Origin of the sequence: Pararhodobacter aggregans, assembly GCF_003075525.1 — a bacterium.
Classification (GTDB): Bacteria; Pseudomonadota; Alphaproteobacteria; order Rhodobacterales; family Rhodobacteraceae; genus Pararhodobacter; species Pararhodobacter aggregans.
The window spans coordinates 82,501-101,415 of the sequence record NZ_QDDR01000004.1 but is presented as its reverse complement, the minus strand read 5'-3'; the positions used below and the strand labels follow the sequence as shown (position 1 = coordinate 101,415).

20 protein-coding genes are annotated in these 18,915 nt (G+C 67.4%); 9 read left to right on the top strand and 11 right to left on the bottom strand.

Annotated features, from left to right (window positions below; translation table 11 throughout):
* Nucleotides 1-181: 181 nt before the first annotated feature.
* Together DDE23_RS09480 and DDE23_RS25040 are read right to left on the bottom strand one after the other, a co-directional pair.
* Complete coding sequence (locus tag DDE23_RS09480; RefSeq protein ID WP_107751038.1) at nt 182-685, bottom strand: hypothetical protein; 504 nt, start codon at nt 683-685, stop codon at nt 182-184.
* Complete coding sequence (locus DDE23_RS25040) at nt 672-848, bottom strand: hypothetical protein (protein ID WP_157957998.1); 177 nt, start codon at nt 846-848, stop codon at nt 672-674. Before DDE23_RS25040 ends, DDE23_RS09480 begins: the two co-directional genes overlap by 14 nt.
* A 311-nt stretch (nt 849-1,159) precedes the next feature.
* Here DDE23_RS25040 and dctP point away from each other — a divergent pair, with 311 nt between their 5' ends.
* The 4 genes from dctP to DDE23_RS09460 all read left to right on the top strand — a co-directional run bounded on the left by dctP (nt 1,160) and on the right by DDE23_RS09460 (nt 4,841).
* A complete protein-coding gene (dctP, locus tag DDE23_RS09475; RefSeq protein ID WP_107751037.1) occupies nt 1,160-2,179 on the top strand; it encodes a TRAP transporter substrate-binding protein DctP in 1,020 nt (339 codons plus the stop codon).
* A gap of 63 nt (nt 2,180-2,242) precedes the next feature.
* Nucleotides 2,243-2,749, top strand: a complete 507-nt coding sequence (locus tag DDE23_RS09470) for a TRAP transporter small permease subunit (protein ID WP_107751036.1) — start codon at nt 2,243-2,245, stop codon at nt 2,747-2,749.
* Nucleotides 2,746-4,053, top strand: a complete 1,308-nt coding sequence (locus tag DDE23_RS09465; RefSeq protein ID WP_107751035.1) for a TRAP transporter large permease — start codon at nt 2,746-2,748, stop codon at nt 4,051-4,053. Before DDE23_RS09470 ends, DDE23_RS09465 begins: the two co-directional genes overlap by 4 nt.
* Nucleotides 4,050-4,841, top strand: coding sequence for a shikimate dehydrogenase family protein (locus tag DDE23_RS09460; protein WP_107751034.1), 792 nt, complete (start codon nt 4,050-4,052; stop codon nt 4,839-4,841). Before DDE23_RS09465 ends, DDE23_RS09460 begins: the two co-directional genes overlap by 4 nt.
* A gap of 5 nt (nt 4,842-4,846) precedes the next feature.
* On the opposite strand, the gene DDE23_RS09455 is transcribed toward DDE23_RS09460, so the two are convergent.
* Nucleotides 4,847-5,518 (bottom strand): TetR family transcriptional regulator, encoded by a 672-nt coding sequence (locus DDE23_RS09455; protein ID WP_170121805.1) that lies wholly within the window; start codon nt 5,516-5,518, stop codon nt 4,847-4,849.
* Nucleotides 5,519-5,638: 120 nt separating this feature from the next.
* Here DDE23_RS09455 and DDE23_RS09450 point away from each other — a divergent pair, with 120 nt between their 5' ends.
* Nucleotides 5,639-6,496, top strand: a complete 858-nt coding sequence (locus DDE23_RS09450; protein WP_107751032.1) for a sugar phosphate isomerase/epimerase family protein — start codon at nt 5,639-5,641, stop codon at nt 6,494-6,496.
* 20 nt (nt 6,497-6,516) lie between these two features.
* Here DDE23_RS09450 and DDE23_RS09445 read toward each other — a convergent pair whose 3' ends face one another.
* From DDE23_RS09445 to DDE23_RS09410, 8 genes are all read right to left on the bottom strand, one after another.
* Entirely contained in the window at nt 6,517-7,224 is a 708-nt protein-coding gene (locus DDE23_RS09445; RefSeq protein WP_157957997.1) for a TetR/AcrR family transcriptional regulator, read from the bottom strand.
* A 49-nt stretch (nt 7,225-7,273) separates the two neighbouring features.
* A complete protein-coding gene (locus DDE23_RS09440) occupies nt 7,274-7,690 on the bottom strand; it encodes a VOC family protein (RefSeq protein WP_107751030.1) in 417 nt (138 codons plus the stop codon).
* The gene (locus DDE23_RS09435; protein ID WP_107751029.1) at nt 7,687-9,264 is read right to left on the bottom strand and encodes an acyl-CoA synthetase; all 1,578 of its coding nucleotides are present in this window, start codon (nt 9,262-9,264) and stop codon (nt 7,687-7,689) included. Before DDE23_RS09435 ends, DDE23_RS09440 begins: the two co-directional genes overlap by 4 nt.
* A gap of 22 nt (nt 9,265-9,286) precedes the next feature.
* Nucleotides 9,287-10,015, bottom strand: coding sequence for an ABC transporter ATP-binding protein (locus DDE23_RS09430; RefSeq protein ID WP_107751028.1), 729 nt, complete (start codon nt 10,013-10,015; stop codon nt 9,287-9,289).
* Nucleotides 10,012-10,782: an ABC transporter ATP-binding protein gene (locus DDE23_RS09425; RefSeq protein ID WP_238149944.1), complete on the bottom strand. Its 771-nt coding sequence runs from the start codon at nt 10,780-10,782 to the stop codon at nt 10,012-10,014. Before DDE23_RS09425 ends, DDE23_RS09430 begins: the two co-directional genes overlap by 4 nt.
* Nucleotides 10,779-12,044: a branched-chain amino acid ABC transporter permease gene (locus tag DDE23_RS09420; RefSeq protein WP_107751027.1), complete on the bottom strand. Its 1,266-nt coding sequence runs from the start codon at nt 12,042-12,044 to the stop codon at nt 10,779-10,781. The genes DDE23_RS09425 and DDE23_RS09420 overlap by 4 nt, the downstream gene beginning before the upstream one ends.
* Before the next feature lies 1 nt (nt 12,045).
* Nucleotides 12,046-12,993, bottom strand: coding sequence for a branched-chain amino acid ABC transporter permease (locus tag DDE23_RS09415; protein ID WP_107751026.1), 948 nt, complete (start codon nt 12,991-12,993; stop codon nt 12,046-12,048).
* A gap of 72 nt (nt 12,994-13,065) precedes the next feature.
* The gene (locus tag DDE23_RS09410; RefSeq protein ID WP_157957996.1) at nt 13,066-14,259 is read right to left on the bottom strand and encodes a branched-chain amino acid ABC transporter substrate-binding protein; all 1,194 of its coding nucleotides are present in this window, start codon (nt 14,257-14,259) and stop codon (nt 13,066-13,068) included.
* A gap of 204 nt (nt 14,260-14,463) precedes the next feature.
* On the opposite strand from DDE23_RS09410, the gene DDE23_RS09405 reads away from it, so the two are divergent.
* From DDE23_RS09405 to DDE23_RS09390, 4 genes are read left to right on the top strand one after another with little or no spacing between them, the layout of a single operon-like run.
* The gene (locus DDE23_RS09405; protein WP_107751236.1) at nt 14,464-15,210 is read left to right on the top strand and encodes an SDR family NAD(P)-dependent oxidoreductase; all 747 of its coding nucleotides are present in this window, start codon (nt 14,464-14,466) and stop codon (nt 15,208-15,210) included.
* Nucleotides 15,211-15,219: 9 nt separating this feature from the next.
* Nucleotides 15,220-16,878 (top strand): class I adenylate-forming enzyme family protein, encoded by a 1,659-nt coding sequence (locus DDE23_RS09400; RefSeq protein ID WP_107751024.1) that lies wholly within the window; start codon nt 15,220-15,222, stop codon nt 16,876-16,878.
* Entirely contained in the window at nt 16,875-17,606 is a 732-nt protein-coding gene (locus tag DDE23_RS09395) for a TetR/AcrR family transcriptional regulator (RefSeq protein WP_107751023.1), read from the top strand. The genes DDE23_RS09400 and DDE23_RS09395 overlap by 4 nt, the downstream gene beginning before the upstream one ends.
* A complete protein-coding gene (locus tag DDE23_RS09390) occupies nt 17,599-18,858 on the top strand; it encodes an acetyl-CoA acetyltransferase (RefSeq protein ID WP_107751022.1) in 1,260 nt (419 codons plus the stop codon). The genes DDE23_RS09395 and DDE23_RS09390 overlap by 8 nt, the downstream gene beginning before the upstream one ends.
* Nucleotides 18,859-18,915: the final 57 nt, after the last annotated feature.

Sequence of the window (18,915 nt, the reverse complement as noted above, 5' to 3'; positions counted from 1 at the left end):
TGACAATTTTTGTCATATTATACAAGGCAGATATCGCTTTCCCCACCGTGATCGCGTCGATCCTGTGGCGAAAGCGCATCACTGATGCAAGGGACTGGAATATCGACAGAAAAGACCGCGCCAGGGGAAGCTGGCGCGGCAAGAGCGGCCCCACCTGCAAGGGCGGGTCGCTGAGGGAGGGTCAGGCCAGCGGCAGCGCCGACAGGCCCATGGCGTGCCGCGCCGTGTAACTGCGCGCGGCCGCAACAAGGTCGGGGTTCGGGGTGCCGTCCGACAGCAGTTGCGCCTCTGTCTGTGCCCGCCCCTCCTGCCCCCGGGCCACCGCGCCCAGCAGCGCCAGCAGGCGGCGCTCGTCCGCGGTTGCCCAGCACCGGCACCCGGCGCAGGCTTCGGGGTTGAAGCGGAAGGTCGAACGGCGGACCGCCCGCAAGGCCTCGACCAGCGCCACCACATCGTAGCAAAGCGCACCCGCCTGCGCCGCGCCGACCTCGCCGGTCGCAAGCTGCAATGCCCTCAGCCAGCCCTGCGATTCCGGGGCGTTGAAGGCGTGGAAATGCCAGCGGCAGAGTTGCAGCGTCAGGTGCTGGAACGGGGTCAGGCCCAGGTCGTCGAGCCGCCATTCCTCGGGCCGGCCGGGGCGGCGGACCGGATCGGGCCTCAGGGGGTGCCGCTCAGCCGCGCCCATGACGGATCCCTTTCGGCTCGCGCGGCAAGGTCCGGCGATCCTCGGCTTCGGCCCGGTCGGCAAGGCTTTCGAGATACCAGGGATCGGGCGCGATCCGTTCGGGCGCGGCCATGCCGGAGGCGAGGAGATCGCGGTAAAGGGAGGGCGGGGGATCGAGACGCACGGTCAGCTCCGTTCTGCGGGACGAGGGCGGCCGGGCGTGCGCCGCCGGAGGGGCGCGTCACTGGGGTCACTTAATTCTTATCAAAATAGTCGGATTTGTAAATCCCCTTCCTGGCAAGCCGCGTTCCGGTCTGCCTGCCTGGCCCCGCCCCGGACGATTCAGCCCCCCGGATCAAGGCAAGGAGCCGCCCAGGCCAAGCTGGACCGAGGTTTTTCCCGGCGGCACCACGGCGGCACTTTACAAACATACTAGTTAGTATAAAAACGCCCACGCAGCCGGGAGGGGCTGTCGCGAACCTCAGGAGGGACATCATGGATCGTCGCACTTTCATGCAGCTTGCCGCCGGCACCGCTGGGCTCGGCCTTGGCGGCGCCCGCGCCCGTGCCCAGGAGGTCATCACCTGGAAGGCGATGGCCATGCACACCAACGGCGAAAGCTATCGCAAATGGGCCTGGCTGGCCGAGCAGCTGGACCAGCGCACCGGCGGGCGTATCCGGCTGGAACTGACCACGGTGCAGGAACTCGGCCTGACCGGGACCGAGGTGCTGCGCGTGCTGCGCACCGGGCTCGTCGATATCGCCGAGGCGAATGTCAGCTACGTCGCCAGCGACCTGCCGATCCTCGAAGCAACCGAGATCCCCGGCCTGGCCAGCAGCTTCGACAATGGCAAGGACCTGCTGAGCGCCTGGATGAATGACGTGGTCCGCCCGCTGGAGCCGCAGATCGGCGGCAAGGTGCTGGCCAATTTCGCCTGGAACTCGGCCTATCTGTTCACCCGCGAGCCGCTGGCCTCGCTCTCGGATCTGCGCGGCCAGAAGATCCGCGTCTATTCGCCGGGCCTCGCCGCCTATGTCGAGGCTTTCGGCGCCGAGCCGATCTCGATGCCGATCTCCGAGGTCTATTCCGCGCTGCAACGCGGGGTGATGGACGGGCTGCTGACCGGCTCGGACCAGATCTCGGCCCTGCAGCTGTGGGAGGTGACCCCGGCGCTGACCGACATCAACCTCGCCCCGTTCGGCGCCTATGTGATCGTCGGCCAGCGCAGCTACAACGCGCTGCCGGACGACCTGAAGGAGATTGTCGACGGCCTGTCGCAGGACCTGACGGACGAGGGCTGGCGCCTGGGTGACGCCAACAACCAGGTCGGCCTGAATGCCGCGCGCGACCATGGCATGTCGCTGACCATCCCGGCCCCGGCCGAATGGCAACCCGAACTCGCCGCCGCCGCGCGCGAGCATGTGGTGCCGATGTGGAGCTCGCGCGTCGGCCCGGACGCCGTCGCCGCCTTCAACTCTGTCATCGGTCCGATCAGCGGTGTGACCATCGACTGATCCGCCAGGCGGGGCGGCGGCCAGCTCGTCGCCCCCCGCTGTCACCCCGAACCAAGGCATATCATGATCCAGGCGACCGAACGCGCGCTCCGCCGACTGAGCGAGGGCATGGCCATCGCCAGCGGGCTGGCTTTCCTGCTGCTGGCCATCTTCACCACCCTCGACGTGACCAGCCGCAAGCTGGGCGGGCCGTTCAGCGGCATCACCGACACGCTCGCCGCCTTCGTCATGGCCTTCGGCGCGACCTGGAGCCTGGCGCAGGCCCTCGCCGGTGGGGCGCATGTCCGCATCGACGTGCTGCAAAGCCTCTATGGCCGAGGCATGACCCGGCTGTCCGCCTTCCTTGCGCTGCTGACCACCACCGTCTTTTCCGGCGTGCTCTGCTGGCGGGCCTGGCTCGTCACGCTCGAAAGCTGGTCCATCGGCGCCTATGTGCCGCAATCACTGGTGACACTGCGCCTGGCCTGGCCGCAGGGCGTCACCGCGATCGGCTACAGCGCGCTGGTGCTCTACGGCGTGGCCGCCCTTGCCCTGGCGCTGGTCGCCCCGCGCCCGGAGGAAACCGCATGATCGGTCCCGTCCTTCTGATCCTGCTGCTGCTGGGCCTCGGCTTTGCCGCCAGCCTGCATGTCGGCACCACGCTCGGCCTGATGGCGCTGATCGCCGGCCTGATCTACATCGGCCCGGTCTGGGATTTCTTCGGCCAGATCCCCTGGACCACCAATTCCAGCGTAACGATGACCGTCGTGCCGCTCTTCGTGCTGATGGGCGAGCTGCTGCTGCGCAGCGGTCTGACCGACGACCTTTACGCGGCCCTGTCGCGGCTGGTCGGGCGCCTGCCCGGGGGTCTTCTGCACAGCAACATCCTTGCCAGCGGGGTCTTCGCGGCGGTCTCGGGCTCGTCGCTCGCCACGGCCACCACCATCGGCGCCGTCGCCCTGCCAACCTTGAAGCAGCACGGCTACAATGAGCGGATCACCCTCGGCTCGATCGCCGCCGGGGGCACGCTGGGCATCCTGATCCCGCCCTCGCTGATCATGATCGTCTACGGCCTCGTGGCGCAGGTCTCGATCGGCGACCTCTATATCGCGGGGATCGTGCCGGGGATCCTGATGATGGTCGGCTTCATCGCCGCGATCCTCGTGCTGTCGCTGTTCGGCGAGAAGGGCGAGCGGACCATTACCCGCTATTCCCTGCGCGAGAAGCTGGCGGGCCTCGTCAACATCGTCCCCATCGCCCTGCTGATCGGGCTGGTGATCGGCACGATCTATCTGGGCGTCGCCACCGCGACCGAGGCCGCCGCCTATGGCGCGACCGGGGCGCTGGTCGTGGCGCTGGCCAAGCGCCGGTTGAGCTGGCCGATGCTGAAAGAGGCGCTGCTCAGCACGGCGATGACCACGGGCATGATCCTCTTCGTGGTGAACGCGGCCTTCCTTCTGCAGTTCGTCCTGTCGTTCATCGGCGTGCCGCGGGCGCTGTCGCAATCGATCCTGTCCTTCGGCCTCAGCAGCACCGAGCTGATCCTGGTGATCTGCGTGATCTTCATCCTGCTGGGCATGGTCATGGACGGGCTGCCGATCGTCGTGGCCGTGGTGCCGATCTTCCTGCCGCTGTTGCAGGCGCAGGGCATCGACCTGGTGTGGTTCGGGATCATCGTCGTCATCCTGATCGAGCTGGGGCTCATCACCCCGCCCATCGGCATGAACCTCTTCGTGCTGCAGGGCGTGCGCCACAGGCTCTATGGCGCCGAGGCCGGGAAGATGACCGATATCGTCATCGGCGTCCTGCCCTTCATCGTCTCCATGCTGGTCGTGCTGGGGCTGGTCATCGCCTTCCCGCAGGTGGCCATGGGTCTGGTCGGAGCGATGCGATGAACGCCGCCTTCCCCACCGGCGCAACCCGCGTGCATTTCCTGATCGGCCAGCCGACCGTACAGGCGAAATCGCCCACCGCCATGACCCGGCTCTACGCCGAGCGCGGCCTGGATGCCATGGTCCTGCCGCTCTCGGTGCCGCCCGGAGCGCTGGGGACGCTCGCCCCGGCGCTCTGGCCGGTCGAGAACCTCGGCGGGCTGATCGTCACCGTGCCCCACAAGATCGAAGCGCGGGAGATCGCCCGCGAACTGAGCGACGCCGCGCGTCGCTGCGGCGCCGTCAATGTGCTGCGGCGCCTGCCCGAGGGCGGCTGGTACGGTGACAATTTCGACGGCGAGGCGATGGTGCAGGCGATCCGTGCCGCGGGCTTCGACCTGCGCGGCGCCCGCGTCCTGCTGGTCGGCGCGGGGGGCGTCGGCAAGCCCATCGCCCTGTCGCTGGCGGCGGCGGGGGTGGCAGGGCTCAGGGTCCGCGACACCGACCCCCGGCGTGCCGCCGACCTGACCCGGCTGCTGCGCCAGCATTTCCCGGCGCTGGATCCCGCGGGCTCCGCCGATCTGGTGGTGAATGCCACGCCCCTCGGCCTCGACCCGCAGGATCCCCTGCCCGCCACCGAGGCCGAGATCCTGAGCGCGCGCTGCCTCGCGGACGTGACCACGCCCCGGGACACCAGCATGATGATCGGCATGGGCCGGGCCGCGGGGCTCATCACCGTCGATGGCCATGCGATGTATCAGGCCCAGCTGCGCACCATCCTCGATTTCGTGGACGAGGCGCCGGGGCCGTGAGGATGTCAGTCTTCCGGCCGCCGGCTGACCCCGTGAACCAGAAGCTCGGTGATCTGGTGCAGCCGCTCGTCCAGCGCGGCCTTGGTGTCCATGTCGACCTCGAACACCGAGGCGAAGGTGTATTTGTTCGACACCTGATAGAAGCTGAGCGCGCCCACCGTCATGAAGAAATGCGTGGGGTCGATACCGGGCCGCAGCGTGCCATCGGCCACGCCGCGCGCGAAGATCGACCTCACCTTCTCCATGGCGAAGGCATTGAGGTTGCGCAGTTTCTCGGATTTGCGGATGTGCTCGCCGAAGGCGAGGTTCTCGTTCACCACGAGGCGGACGTATTCCGGGTTCTTCTGGTGGCGCTCGAAGGTGAAGCGGATGAAGCTGCGCAGCGCCGCGAGCGGCGGCAGGCTGTCGACATCGAGGTCGCGCTCGGCCTCGCGGATCTGGATGTAGCTCTGCTCGAGCGCCGCGATGTAGAGCCCTTCCTTGTTGTCGAAGTAATAGTACAGCATCATCTTGCTGGCGCGGCTGTTGGCGGCGATGCGGTCGACGCGCGCCCCGGCCAGGCCATGCTCGGCGAATTCCTGGATCGCCACCTGCAACAGGTCCTGCCGCACCGCTTCGGGGTCGTTCTTGCGCTTGGCGCGCGCGCTCTTCTTGGCGGTCGCGGCGGCTTCCGACATCGCATTGTCCATCCTGGCAGGCCGGTCGTGGCGCCGATCAAAATATACGAACCAGTATATTCCGCAAGCGCCGCCTGAGCAATCCGAACATTCCACATCGTTGAAATCGGGGCAATTCCCTTGAAACTCGGTATCGATTCCTATTCCTTCCACCGCTATTTCGGCGAGGCCTATCCCGGGCTGGAGACGCTGCCCGCAGCCCGCTGGAGCGTCTGGGACTTCCTCGACACAGCCCAGCGGCTGGCGGCCGAGGCGGTGTCGCTCGAAAGCTGCTTCCTGCCGGTCGGCGACCGCGATCTGACCCGGGCGCTGGCTGCCCGCCTCGATCAGGGCGCGATCGACAGGGTCTGGGCCTGGGGCCATCCGCGCGGCCTGCATTCCGGTCAGGCGCCCGAGGCGCTGGCCGAGGGGATCGCCAGCCTTCAGGACGCGGCCGCCGTGGGCGCGCGTGTCATGCGGATCTGCACCGGCGGACGGGGCACGCGCTTCGGCACCTGGGCCGACCAGCGCGAGGCGCTGCTGCCGCTCCTCGCCCGTTTCGAGGCCGAGGCACGGGCGCTCGGCATCACCCTGGCGGTGGAGAACCACATCGACCTTTACGCCGATGAGGTGATCGACCTGATCGAAAGCATCGGCTCCGACCACCTCGGCCTGTGCTTCGACACCGCCAACAATCTGCGCCTGTACGAGGATCCGCACGCGGTCGCCCGCAAACTCGCCCCCTACGCCCGCGCCACCCATATCAAGGACGTCCGGCCTTTGGGTGGCGACCCCGAGACGATCGCCTTCTGGCCCTCGGTCCCGGTGGGCGACGGCCTGCTGAAGATGCCCCTGATCCTGGAGGAGCTGCGCAAGGCGGGCTATCACGGCATCCTCGCGGTCGAGATCGACTACCTCGCCCCCGGCCATGGCACGGAGGAGGCGGCGGTGACCCGGTCGCTGGCCTATCTGAGGGGGGTGCTGGCGGGGATGGGGTGACGCAGCCCCGAGGCGCCGTTTCAGGCTTGCAGCAAAGCGCAGCTCGTCCTGACCAGCTGATCGACGAAATCCTCGTCGCCCCACATGCCCCAGGCCTCGGCCGGGCCGCTCAGCGCCGCTTCGCGTGAGGCCAGCGCAGCGGCGATATAGGTGTAAAGCAGCCCGATCCGGTTGCGAAAGGCGGTATCCGAGAGGTCGGGCAGGAAGCGTCGCGCCAGGTGAATGCACTGCCGGTAGGCCTGGCGCACATCCGTGCCGACGATGGCCTGCATCATCAGGGCACGGTTGTTGATCTGCAGGGACAGGATGAAGCGCATATGCCCCAGACCGTGCCGACCGACGACGCCGCGGCTTTCGTCCGGCTCGACCTCGCCGGCGATCAGCATCCGCACGACATCCTCAAGGCCCCGGACGCCGCCCTCGCGCTCGTAGCGGTCAAGCTGTTCGCGGCGCCTGGCATCGCTCTTGACCGCGGATTCGAGCACCAGTTCACGGACCAGGTTTTCCTTGGAGCCGAAATAGTAATGCACCGAAGCGCCGTTGCGCATCTGCGCCGCCGAGACGATGTCGCGCACCGACACGCCGTCGACGCCCGATTGCGAGAACAATTGCAACGCGGTCAGCTTCAGCCGCTCGCGTGAGGATTCCTCGGTGGGCCGTGCCGGGGCTTGCCCGGGCGGTTCTGTCGTCGCGTTGGCGCCCTGGCGGCGCTGGGTCCTGGCCTTCATCCGGGCAGAATAGCGCGGCCGAACCCCCAAGGCGAGGGCCCGAACGCAATCAACCGCCCAGAACCGCCACCGAGGCCGGATGCGCCTCGGGATAGGCGGCAAGGACAATCCGCAGACCATGGGCATCGCGCGGATGAAACGCCACCTCGCGCAGCGCACCGAAATGCACGTCGTTCTGTGGCTCAAGACCCATCTGGCGAAAATGGGCCACCGCGGCCTCCATATCGCGCACCTTGAACACCAGGCAGAAGACCCCCTCGCCACGGTCCTGCACCAGCTTCTCCATGAAGGAGCCGGGCTTGCCTGCCACCAGTTCCACCCCCTCGGGCGAGTAGCGCGCATCGAGCCCCATCGTCTCGTCCGAAAGGGGCGGGTCGAAACGGATACCGAGGAGCCGTTCGAAGAACCCGGTGGCGCCCTCCAGATCCCCGACGGCGAGCGCCACCCTGTCCAGCCGTTCGATCATTCCTGGGCCTCCGCCGGTGAGAACCGCTCGCGCAGCACGTTTTTCTGGATCTTGCCGGTGGCGTTGCGCGGCAGCGCCTCCAGGAAGGTGACGCCCGAAGGCAGCTTGTAGCGCGCCAGCGCCTCGCGGCAGATGGCGATGATCCGGTCCTCGTCCAGCGTGCTGCCGGGCGCAAGGACCACCGCGGCATGCCCCGTCTCGCCCCAGCGCGGATGCGGTACGCCGAAGACCGCGACCTCGCGGATCCCCTCGACCTGTTGCAGGACGCGCTCGACCTCGGCCGGATAGACGTTCTCGCCGCCCGAGATGTACATGTCCTTGAGCCGGTCGACGATGAACAGGAAACCCTCGTCGTCGAGCCGCGCCATGTCGCCGCTGCGGAACCAGCCATCGACGAAGGCGTTTTCGCTGCCCGGCGGGTTGTTCCAGTAGCTGCGGATCAGGTTGGGCCCCCGGAGCCACATCTCGCCCACCGCGCCGGTCGGCACATCCCGCCCGTCCGGTCCGACGATCCGCAGATCGACGCAGATCACCGGCTTGCCGACCGAGCCGCGCTTGCGCAGCACATTCTCTACGTCGATCGAGGCGATGGCTGGCCCGGCCTCGGTCATGCCGAGACCCTCGAAAATCGGCGCGTTGCGCTCGGCGTATTGCACGATCACCGGCACCGGCGTCGGCGCCCCGCCGATCCCGGCATAATCGAGATGGCTGAAATCGGCCTCGGCAAAGCCCGGCTCGTAGCTCATGAACTGGTATTGCGCGGGAACGCCGGTGACATTGTTGACGCCGCTTTCGGGATCGGCAAGCAGCGCCAGCGCCGCCGCCGGATCGAAGACCCGCGACAGCAGGATCGTGCCTCCCGCGCGCAGGGTATTGTTGGCATTGGCGTTGAGCCCGCCGATATGGAAGAGGGGCAGCAGGATCAGCTCGACCGTGCGGTGGGTCACCGCGCAGATCGCCGTGGTGTTCACGTATTGCCAGATCATGATGCCGAAGGTGATGACCGCGCCTTTCGGTCGGCCGGTCGTGCCTGAGGTGTAGATGATCATGCAGGGGTCATCATGGGTGGCGGGATAGGGCGCGACCCGCTCCGCCTCTGCCGCGAGGATCCGGTCATAGGCTTCGGCCCCGCCCGTCTGATCGGCGATCAGCAGGCGCAGTCCGACGAGTTGCGGCAGGCTGGCAAGCTGGCGCGCGGTCTCGGCGAAAGGCGCATCGGCGATCAGCAGGGCGGCGCCCGAATCCGCCAGGATATAGGCCAGTTCCGGCACCGCCAGGCGCATGTTCAGCGGCACCATAACCGCGCCGATCCGGTTGGCACCGAACTGCACCTCGAAGACCAGCGGGCCATTCTGCGACAGGACCGCCACCCGGTCGCCCGGGCCCAGCCCGACCTGCCGCAGATGGGCCGCCAAACGGTCGACGCGCTGGTCGAGCCCGGCATAGCTGAAGGCGCGACCGGAACTGAGGTCGCGGATGGCGATTTTCTGTGGACGGCGCTCGGCATGGAAGCGCACGGGATCGCGGTAAAGCGGGACGAAGGATGCGGATCCCGGGGTTTCGGATACCGTCATGATGGGTCTCCTCGTTTTCCTGTCAGACTTCGAGCCAGGCGCCGCGTACATCCGGCGCCGCGCGCAGGGCGTCAGGCGTGCCGCCGAACACGACCCGCCCCTGCCCCATGACATAGACCCGCTGCGCGATGCGCATGGCGATGGTCAGCTTCTGTTCGACCAGCAGCACCGCCACGTCGCGCGCGGCGATCTCGGCCAGAAGGTCGCCCACCTGCTCGACGATGAGCGGCGCGAGGCCCTCGGTCGGCTCGTCCACCACCAGCAGCGCGGGATCGCTCATCAGTGCGCGGCCGATGGCCAGCATCTGCTGTTCGCCGCCCGACAGCACCTCGGCCGCCTGATCGCGGCGGCGCAACAGATTGGGAAACATCTCGTAGATCGTGGCCAGCGTCCAGCGCCGCTCGGCCGGCGGCGGAGCCGAGCGGTTGATGCCCAGAAGGAGGTTCTGCTCGACGCTGAGCCCGGGAAAGACCGCGCGTTCCTCGGGCACGTAGCCGATGCCACGCTGCGCGATCTGATGGGGCTTTGCCGCCCCCATCTCGACGCCATCGACCCGGACCGAGCCGCTGCGCGTGACGATCCCCATGATCGCCTTGCACATGGTCGACCGGCCGACACCGTTGCGCCCCAGCACGGCGACGACCTCGCCCCGCGAGACCTCGAGGTCCACGCCCTGCAGGATATGGCTGAGCCCGTACCAGGCATGCACCCCTTCGAGGGCCAGGAACGGGGCAGCTGAATCGCGGATCATGCCTCGGCTCCCAGATAGGCGTCGCGCACACGCTGGTCCTGGCGGATCTCGGCCGGGGTGCCGGTGGCGATCAGCTCGCCATAGACCAGCACCGAAATCCGGTCGGCCAGAGTGAAGACGACGTTCATGTCATGCTCGACCATCATCACCGTCCGTCCCTCGCCGATCCGGCGCAGAAAGTCCGAGAACTGGTCGATCTCGTTATGGTTCATGCCGGCCATCGGCTCGTCGAGCAGCAGCACGCTGGCATCCCCGGCAATGGTCATGCCGACTTCCAGCAGGCGCTGCTCGGCATAGGACAGGCTGCCCGCGATCGTGTCGCGCCGGGCGGTGAGGCCGATTTCCTCGATCAGGCGTTCGGTCTCGCGGGTGATCTCGCGCCAGGCCGAGGCCCGACGCCAGAAGCTGTATGCCGCGCCCATCGGACCCAGCAGGGCGCAGCGGATATTCTCGAAGACGCTGATGTTCTTGAAGATATTGGTGATCTGGAACGAGCGCGACAGGCCCATCCGGTTGATTACGCTGGGCGAGCGCCCCTCGATCGGCTGGCCGCCCAGCAGGATCTGGCCGGAACTCGGCGCGAAACGACCCGAGATCAGGTTGAAAAGCGTGGATTTCCCGGCGCCATTCGGACCGATCACGGCGTGGAACTCGCCCGCTGGCACGGTCAGCGAGACGCCGGGAATGATCCGGGCGGCGCCGAAGGATTTGCTCACCTCCCGCAATTCCAGGGCCAGGGGCGGGCGGCGGTCGGCGCGGGCCATCATTCCGCCCCCCCGGCCAAGGCGGCACCGGCCGTCAGCCCGTCGCGGCGGCGGCGCCCGGCCTGGCGGCGCCGGGCCAGAAGGAGGGCCGCGCTCACCGCCACCAGCCCCAGGGCCAGCACCCAGTTGAGCGGCGAGAAAGCGTCGAGGCCCAGCAGATGCATCGGCAGATGCGGATCATAGGCATTGGCGCGGTGGCTCGACATCTCGACGATCAGCACGCCGCCGACAAAGCCGGGCAGAAGCAGGGCCAGCCCCTTCAGCCTCTGCGTCAGCCAGACGGCGAAACCCTCGCGACCGATCGCCGTCGGCACGCCGGTCAGCAACCCCCAAAGCCCCTGCGGCGCAAACATGACGATGCCCATGAAGATCAATCCGTAATAGAGGAGCCAAGCCTCGGTCGCCCGGGCGAGCCTGAATTCCAGCAGCGTCACCACGATGGCGCCGAGCGCCGGGCCGAAAACGCTGCCGATCCCGCCGACATAGGCGGCGATCAGCACCCCGGCCGAGGTCTGCAGCCCGAAGATATCGGCATTCGCAATCTCGTAGGTCAGCGCGAAGAGCCCGCCTGCGAGGCCCGAGAACAGGCCCGAGAGGGCGAATTGCAGGTATCGGATGCGGGCCGGGCTGTAGCCGAGGAAGGCCACGCGCTGCTCGTTGTCGCGCACGGCATTGGCCAGGCGGCCGAGCGGCGTACGGGTCAGCCAGGCCAGCGTGGCGATGCTGAGGACGGCCCAGAAGAGGACCAGCCAATAGATCTCGTCCGGGCGTCCGTAGCCCCAGCCGGTGAGCGTGTTCTCCACCATCCGGTCGATGGAGACCCCGCGCTCGCCACCGAAAACCGAGGGAAAGACCATGGCGAACACATGGGTCAGCTCGGCCAGGCCCATGGTAATCATGGCGAAGGCGATCTGCCCGCTGCGCAGCGAGATCAGCCCGAAGACCAGCGCCGCGACCAGCCCCGCCCCCCCTGCGAGCAGCGGCACCAGCTCCAGCGGCAGCGGCAATTGCCCCGACGAGATGCCGTTGACCGCATAGAGGGCGCTGAAGGCGCCAATGCCGAAATAGACCGCCGGACCAAAGGACAAGAGGCCGGTCTGACCCAGCAGCACGTTATAGGCCATGGCGAAACAGGCCAGGATCACCGCCTGGGTGACCATGAGGATGGTCGCCCGGCTGCCCAGCCACGGAGCCGCGAGGAACAGCCCGGCGATCACCAGCAGCAGCAGCGCTGCGATCAGCGTACGAAGATTGGCGTTCGGCATGTCAGTGGTCCCGTTTGCCCAGCAGACCGCGGGGACGCAGTGCCATCAGCACCACCAGCAGCAGATAGGGCATCACTGGCCCCAGATTGGCGAGGGTCATGGTGGTGATCTCCTGGAACGGGCCGCGATAGCCGCTCTCGGCCAGGCCCGGCACCAGCACATCGGCCAGGCGCAGGTCATAGGCGACCATCAGGGTTTGCAGGATGCCGATCCCGACCGAGGCGATGAAGGCGCCGGCCAGCGACCCCAGCCCGCCGATCACCACGATGACGAAAAGAATGGTGCCGACGTGATGCGCCATGCCCGGTTCGGTAATCAGGAAATTGCCGCCGATCACCCCGGCCAGCCCCGCCAGCGCCACGCCGCCACCGAAGACCAGCATGAAAAGCCGCGGCACGTCATGGCCGAGTGACCAGAGCACATCCGGATGGCTCAGCGCGGCCTGCACCAGCATCCCCAGCCGGGTCTTGCGCAGGATGACGATCAGCACGACGAAGATCGCCAGCGCGATCAGGAACATGAACCCGCGATAGGCCGAGAAGCTGACCTCGCCCAGCGTGAACAGCGGGAAGTTCAGCGCCTCGGGCACCCGGTAGGGCATCGGCTGGCGGCCCCAGACCATCAGCACGACTTCCTCGATCAGATAGGCCAGCCCGAAGGTGAACAGCAGTTCCGCGACATGGCCATGCTTGTGGACCACGCGCAGACCGTAGCGCTCGACCGCCATGCCGATGACGCCGACCAGGACCGGCGCCACGAAGAGCGCCACCCAGAATGATCCCATGGCGCCGATCTGATAGGCGAAATAGGCCCCCAGCATGTAGAAACTGCCATGGGCGAAGTTCAACACGCCCATCATGCTGAAGATCAGCGTGAGGCCGCTGGCCAGCATGAACAGCAACATGCCGTACAGCAGCCCGTTCACAAGTGCGAATGCCAGATACTCCACGTCGCCTTCCCGTTCTTCCCAACCCTGTTTCCTGCGCCGCGCTGTCGCGGCGCAGGAATGGTGCCTTTGGCCTCAGCCCGGAACGCTGACCTGACAGGTCGAATCGTCGCTCAGCTCGGACGCCGGAATTTCGCGCAGGGTCCGCCAGCCGATACCGGTCCCTTCGGAATCGTTGGTGATGCCCTCGTCGGTGAAGACCGAAACGAAGAGCGGATGCAGCAGCTGGTGATCGCTTTCGCGCATCATCACCGGGCCGGTGACCGCGTCGAAGGTCGCCCCGGACAGCGCAGCGGCGATCTGGGTCGGATTGTCGGACCCCGCGGCGTTGATCGCCGCGCCCAGCATCTGCATCTGCACCAGGATCTGGTAGCTGCCGATCTCGGCGTTGTAGGTCCGCTCGAAATCCTCGACCAGCTGCCGCCCGGCCTCGGTGTTGTGGGTGAGCCAGACATCGGGCGTCCAGTGCGCGGTGTCGATCACCCTGCCGATCCCGTCCGGCCCGATGGCGGTCGGGGCGCCGAAGGTGCTGGCGTATTGGGTGTAGATCGTCGAGGTGAGCCCGCCCTCGTTGGCGGCGCGGATCAAGAGCGACAGGTCGGTGCCGAAATTGCCGGTAATCACCGCATCGGCGCCGCTGGCCTGGATCCGGGCGATATAGGGGGTGAAATCGCGCACCCGCCCAACCGGGTGGAATTCGTCGCCGACGACCTCGATATCCGGGCGCCGCTCGGCCAGATAGGCGCGGGTATAACGGCTGACCTCATGACCGTGGCTGTAGTCCTGGCCGATGATGTAGACGCTGTCGATTTCGGGATTGGCGGCGATGGCATCGACGATGGCCAGCTGCTTCATCCCCGAATGCACCTCGAAGCGGAACGAGTAATAGTCGCAGTGGTCGCGGGTCAGCGAGGGATCGGCCGAGCCGTAATTGAGATAGAGCACCGGGTCGTCGGGGTTGCGCCGGTTGTGGCGCACGATGGCTTCCTGCACCGCCAGGGCGATGCCGGAATTGGTCGCCTGGGTGATGATGCGGATGCCCTGGTCGATGGCCTCCTGCAAGACGACCACCGCATCCTGCGGATTGGCATTGTTGTCGAAGCGGATGACCTCGAGCTGACGTCCGCCCAGCACGCCGCCAGACTGGTTCACCAGCGCGGCGCCGTATTCCACATGCATGCCATTGAGCGCACCGACATTCGCGAAGGCGCCCGAGAACGGGTCGATATGCGCCACGCGAACGGACTGGGCCGCGACGGCAGCAGGCATCAGGGCAGCCGCAAAAGCGGCCGCAATCAAGCGGTTACGATTCATGTGTGGTCCTCCTCCGGGGGCTCACGCTATAGAAGTCGAACGTTTTATCAAGATCTTTCTTGCATCTTTTCTTTGCGCTAAGAAACCTCTGGGAAGGCCATGATCCGAGGCGGTCGCGGCCCGTTGCAGGGAGGAAGACCAGGGATGGCGGAAGCAATCATGCGCAGCGCAATCGTCACCGGAGCCGCGTCCGGGCTCGGGGCGGCAACCACGGCGCGGCTGCGCGCCGAAGGGTTCATGGTGACCGGGGTAGACCGGGCTTTCGCGGCCGGGGGCGACAGCGACCCGGGCCTGCATCAGGCTGCGGCGGATGTCGCCGACGAGGCGGGCGCGGCTCGGATCGTCGATGCGCATGTCGCCCGCTGGGGCCCCCCGCGCGTGCTGGTCAACTGCGCCGGGATCGCCGCGCCCGGCGCCACCCTGCGCCCGGAGGGTCCGATGCCGCTGGACGAGTTCCGCCATGTGCTGGAGGTGAATGTTGCGGGCAGTTTCAACTACCTGCGCCTCGTCGCCCGCGCCATGCAGGACGCCCCTGCCGATGCCGATGGCGAGCGCGGGGTGATCGTCAACACCAGCTCCATCGCCGCGTTCGACGGCATGGTCGGGCAGGCTGCCTATGCGGCATCAAAAGGGGCGGTGGCGGCGATGACCCTGCCGCTGGCGCGCGAACTGGGGAAATTCGGCATCAGGGTCATGGCGATTGCGCCCGGGGTCTTCTCGACCCCGATGGTCAACGGCATGAACAGCAAGTCACGTGACATCGTCACCGCCATGCGCCCGCCGCATCCCGACCGCATCGGACGCCCCGAGGAATTCGCCGATCTGGTGATGACCATCGTATCGCAGCACTACCTCAATGGTCATGTGATCCGCCTTGACGGTGGGCTGCGCATGCCCCCTCGATAGGAGCGCGCGATGCCCACCTCCATGGAACGGTATGCCCCAAGGGTCAGGAACCACCGGTTCGAGGCCGACCCCGCCGACAACCCGACGCGCACCGAGCTGCATTTCGACGATCGGGTGTTTCGCTGCTTCACCCGGCGCGCACCGCGGTTCGACGCGCTTTTGCGGCAGGCGGCGCAGGGGGCCCCGCAGGCCCCTGCCCTGGTGTTTGCCGACAGCACGCTGGATTACGCCTCTTTCGACTTCTGGGCGGACCGCATCGCCACCGGTCTTGCTGCGGCCGGCATCGGCCAGGGGGAGCGGGTCGCGGTCTTTTGCGACAACGGGCTGCCGTTTTTTCTGACCGTGATGGGCATCGTCCGGCGCGGCGCCATCGCCGTACCGATCGGCGCCCGCCAGCGCGGCCCCGAGCTGACCCATATTCTCGGCCAATGCGAGGCCGTGGCGCTGCTGCATGACGAGGCGTTGGCCGACCGCCTGCCCGACCTCGCCGAGTGTCCAGCGCTGCGCCATGTCTGGGCGGTCTCGGGCGGCGGCGACCTGGGCAATCTGCCCGCTCTCTTCCCCCCTGCCGGACCCTTCGAGGCCCCGGGAGACGAGGACGAGATCGCCCTCCTGTTCTACACCTCGGGCACCACGGGCAAACCCAAGGGCGCCGCCATCGCCCATGTCAATCTGACCAATTCGGCGCGCCATTACGCCTATGGCATCGACCTGCAACCGGGCCAGCGCGGCCTGCTGGCAATTCCGGCCTCGCATATCTCGGGCTTTTTTGCGGTCTTCGTGAACATGCTGCAATCACAGAGCGCCACGGTGATCCTGCGCGGTGCGGACACCGCCGCCATCCTCGCCGCTCTCAAGGCCCAGGCGATCAGTTTCACCGTTTTCGTGCCGGCGATCTACACCCGCCTGCTGATGGAACCCGGCTTTGCCCCCGACGGGTTGTCGCACTGGCGGACCGGGATCTTCGGCGGTGGGATCATGCCGCCCTCGACGGTTCTGCATCTGGCGGAGCGGTTGCCCGGCCTGCGCCTGATCAATGCCTATGGCGCCACCGAAACCACCTCGCCCGTGTCGATCATGCCCGCCGATTCCAGCGCCGGTCGGCCCGATTCGGTCGGGCTCGCCGTGCAATGCGCCGAGCTTCTGGTGATGGACGACCAGGGACGAGAGGTCGCGCCGGGCACCGCAGGAGAGCTCTGGGTGCGCGGTCCGATGGTCATTCCGGGCTATTGGAACGCGGCCGGGCAGACGGCCGAGGCTTTCAAGGATGGCTATTGGAAGACGGGCGATATCGTCACCATCGACTCCGAGGGCTTTCTGTTCATCCATGACCGCAAGAAGGATCTCATCAATCGCGGGGGCTACAAGGTCTTCAGCGCCGAAATCGAAAACGTCTGCCAGAGCCTGCCGGGCGTCAGCGAATCGGCGGCGGTCGCGGTGGCGGATCCGGTGCTGGGAGAGCGGATCTGCCTGTACCTATACGCCCCGACCGACACGCTGGACGAAGGGACAATCCGTCGCGCGCTGGCCGACCGGCTCGCGGATTACAAGCAACCCGATTTCGTCGTGATCCGTGCCGAGCCCTTGCCGCGCAATGCCAATGGCAAGCTGCTCAAGCTCGCGCTGAAAGGCGACGCCGAGCGGTTCTCGGGAGTGAGGCCACGATGAGCCCAGAGGACCCCGCGGCGCCCAGGGTGCCCCGCCCGCGCGACCGCCGGCTGACCCGCAGCGACGAGACCAAGTCCAAGCTTCTGGACGCCGCCGAACGGCTGCTGGTACGAAACCCGCTCGCCGCCGTCTCGATGCGCGAGATCACCGCGGCGGCGGAAGTGTCGCTGTCGGTCGCCAATTACCATTTCGGCAGCAAGGACGAATTGTTCCGCGCGGCCTTCCTGCGCCGGGCGCGGATCCTGAACCGCGAGCGGCACGACCTGCTGCAGCGCGCCACGGCCGGGGGGCCCGCCAGTCTGCGCGCCTTGCTCGACGCTCTGCTGCGTCCCGGGGTGCGCTGGTCCTACGACGAGGGCGGGAGGGCGCTGTTCATCCAGTTCCTCGCCGCCGGGCTGGCCGAGATTACCTCGTCCAGCCATGACATCCTGCACAAGGATGTCCTGCATTTGCAGCGCTTCCTCCCGCATTTGCGGGCAGCGCTGCCGGACCTCGATGACATCGACATCATGTGGCGCATGCATTTCGCCCTGGGCGCATTGCACTACACGATCACCGGCCTCCCGCGTCTGGCCGCGCTGTCGGACGGGCGCTGCGACACCAATGATTTCGAGCAGACCCTCACCCGCATCACCGATGCCTGCGAGGCGATCTTCCGTGCCCCCCCCTCGGCACAGGCCGCCGGACCACTGACCCAGACCCCTTCCGAAGGACCGAATGATGACTGACCATCGCCCGAACCGCCCCCGCGTCTATGTCCTGGGCGGCGCTCAGACCGATTTCGCCCGCAACTGGCACCGCGAGGGCCTGGGCATCGAGGCGATGATGCGCGAGGTGATGACCGAGGGACTGGCCGCGGCGGGGCTGGAGCCCAGCGATGTCGAGGCCGCTCATCTGGGCAATTTCGTCGCGGAATTGTTCTGCGGGCAGGGGCAGCTGGGTGGGATCCTGGCTGGGCTCGCGCCTGAATTCTCGGGCATTCCGACCAGCCGCCACGAGGCCGCCTGTGCCTCGGGCTCGATGGCGCTGATGGCGGCGATGGCCGATATCGAGGCCGGTCGGCAGGATCTGGTGGCGGTACTGGGGGTGGAATTCATGCGCAATGTGCCGGGCGAGACAGCGGCCCGGCATCTGGGGGCCGCGGCGCTGGCAGGCTGTGAATGGCAGGACGCCCGCTATCTCTGGCCCCGCGCCTTCTCCGATCTCGCCGAGGTCTATGGCGAGCGCTACGGTCCGCTCGATTATCGCCATCTGGGCGAGATTGCGCGCATCAACTACGCCAACGCCCGCCGCAATCCCAAGGCGCAGACCCGGGGCTGGCACTTCGGGCCGCGGTCCTTTCAGGCCGATGATGCCGAGAACCCGGTGATCGAGGGCAATGTCCGACGCAACGATTGCGGGCAGGTTACCGACGGCGCGGCGGTGGTCTTCCTGGCCTCCGAGGCGCGCGCCGCCCGCTACGCCGCGGCGCGCGGATTGGCGCTGTCGGATCTGGCCCTAATCGACGGCTGGGGCCACCGCACGGCGCCGATGCGCTTTGCCGACAAGCTGCGCGAGGGGGCATCGACGCCCTTCGTCCTGCCGCATGTCCATGCAACGATCCGCGACGCCTTCGGCCGGGCCGGGATCGCCGACGCTTTCGAGCTTGATCTGATCGAGACCCATGATTGCTTTGCGATGACCGAATACATGGCTATCGACGCCTTCGGCATCACCGCCCCGGGGGAAGCCTGGAAGGCGGTCGAGGACGGGGTGATCGCCGCCGACGGACGCTTGCCGGTCAATCCTTCGGGCGGGCTGATCGGGCTTGGCCATCCGGTGGGCGCGACGGGGGTGCGGATGATGCTGGACGCCGCGAACCAGGTCACCGGCCGCGCCGACGACATGCAGGTCGAGGGCGCGCGGCGGGCCGGGATCCTCAATATCGGAGGCTCGGCCACGACCATCGCCGCCTTCGTCGTCGGGCAGGGCCCGGCCTGATACCTGCCGCCCCCCGGCAAGGGAAAGGCCCGCTGAAACAGCGGGCCTTTCCCTGTG

Coding starts and splice junctions, on each gene's coding strand:
- DDE23_RS09480 (WP_107751038.1), bottom strand. CDS start 685: ATGGGCGCGGCTGAGCGGCACCCCCTGAGGCCCGATCCGGTCCGCCGC.
- dctP (WP_107751037.1), top strand. CDS start 1,160: ATGGATCGTCGCACTTTCATGCAGCTTGCCGCCGGCACCGCTGGGCTC.
- DDE23_RS09470 (WP_107751036.1), top strand. CDS start 2,243: ATGATCCAGGCGACCGAACGCGCGCTCCGCCGACTGAGCGAGGGCATG.
- DDE23_RS09465 (WP_107751035.1), top strand. CDS start 2,746: ATGATCGGTCCCGTCCTTCTGATCCTGCTGCTGCTGGGCCTCGGCTTT.
- DDE23_RS09460 (WP_107751034.1), top strand. CDS start 4,050: ATGAACGCCGCCTTCCCCACCGGCGCAACCCGCGTGCATTTCCTGATC.
- DDE23_RS09455 (WP_170121805.1), bottom strand. CDS start 5,518: ATGTCGGAAGCCGCCGCGACCGCCAAGAAGAGCGCGCGCGCCAAGCGC.
- DDE23_RS09445 (WP_157957997.1), bottom strand. CDS start 7,224: ATGAAGGCCAGGACCCAGCGCCGCCAGGGCGCCAACGCGACGACAGAA.
- DDE23_RS09440 (WP_107751030.1), bottom strand. CDS start 7,690: ATGATCGAACGGCTGGACAGGGTGGCGCTCGCCGTCGGGGATCTGGAG.
- DDE23_RS09435 (WP_107751029.1), bottom strand. CDS start 9,264: ATGACGGTATCCGAAACCCCGGGATCCGCATCCTTCGTCCCGCTTTAC.
- DDE23_RS09430 (WP_107751028.1), bottom strand. CDS start 10,015: ATGATCCGCGATTCAGCTGCCCCGTTCCTGGCCCTCGAAGGGGTGCAT.
- DDE23_RS09425 (WP_238149944.1), bottom strand. CDS start 10,782: ATGATGGCCCGCGCCGACCGCCGCCCGCCCCTGGCCCTGGAATTGCGG.
- DDE23_RS09420 (WP_107751027.1), bottom strand. CDS start 12,044: ATGCCGAACGCCAATCTTCGTACGCTGATCGCAGCGCTGCTGCTGCTG.
- DDE23_RS09410 (WP_157957996.1), bottom strand. CDS start 14,259: ATGCCTGCTGCCGTCGCGGCCCAGTCCGTTCGCGTGGCGCATATCGAC.
- DDE23_RS09405 (WP_107751236.1), top strand. CDS start 14,464: ATGCGCAGCGCAATCGTCACCGGAGCCGCGTCCGGGCTCGGGGCGGCA.
- DDE23_RS09400 (WP_107751024.1), top strand. CDS start 15,220: ATGCCCACCTCCATGGAACGGTATGCCCCAAGGGTCAGGAACCACCGG.
- DDE23_RS09395 (WP_107751023.1), top strand. CDS start 16,875: ATGAGCCCAGAGGACCCCGCGGCGCCCAGGGTGCCCCGCCCGCGCGAC.
- DDE23_RS09390 (WP_107751022.1), top strand. CDS start 17,599: ATGACTGACCATCGCCCGAACCGCCCCCGCGTCTATGTCCTGGGCGGC.